The following is a 501-nucleotide window of genomic DNA, read 5'->3' as shown; positions in this document are numbered from 1 at the left end:
AGCATCGCAAGAAGCTATATCTGAAGTTTGGGTAATGTCTAACGGGCAAGTAATAACTGGTAATTCATCTTCTGAAATGGTTATGGTTTGATCACAAGAAACTGAATCATTTCCTGCAGTATCTGTTGCGGTCCATGTAATAATAGTATCCCCAACAGGATACGGATCTGTTAATAATAAAGCATCATTTCGTACGCCAGTATAAGTAATCGTTCCTGTGCAATTATCAGTAGCAGTCGGTTCTATGATGGTAACTAAAGCATCACAAGAAGCTATATCCGTGGTTTGGGTAATGTCTAACGGACAAGTAATAACTGGTAATTCATCTTCTGTAATGGTTATAGTTTGATCACAAGTAATGGAATCATTTCCTGCAGTATCTGTTGCGGTCCATGTAACAATAGTATTCCCAACTGGATAAGGATCTGTTAATAATAAAGCATCATTTCGTATGCCAGTATAAGTAATTGTTCCTGTGCAATTATCAGTAGCAGTTGGTTC

Annotated in this window: 1 protein-coding gene; it reads right to left on the bottom strand. The window is 37.3% G+C overall.

What is annotated here, in order from left to right:
- A partial coding sequence (locus ACVCZW_RS05860) for an HYR domain-containing protein (RefSeq protein WP_452231907.1) occupies positions 1-501 on the bottom strand: 501 nt, incomplete at both ends.

It is taken from the genome of Lacinutrix sp. MEBiC02595, from assembly GCF_053601555.1.
The sequence above is the reverse complement of the archived record's forward strand: the minus strand, read 5'-3'. Positions and strand labels throughout refer to the sequence as shown.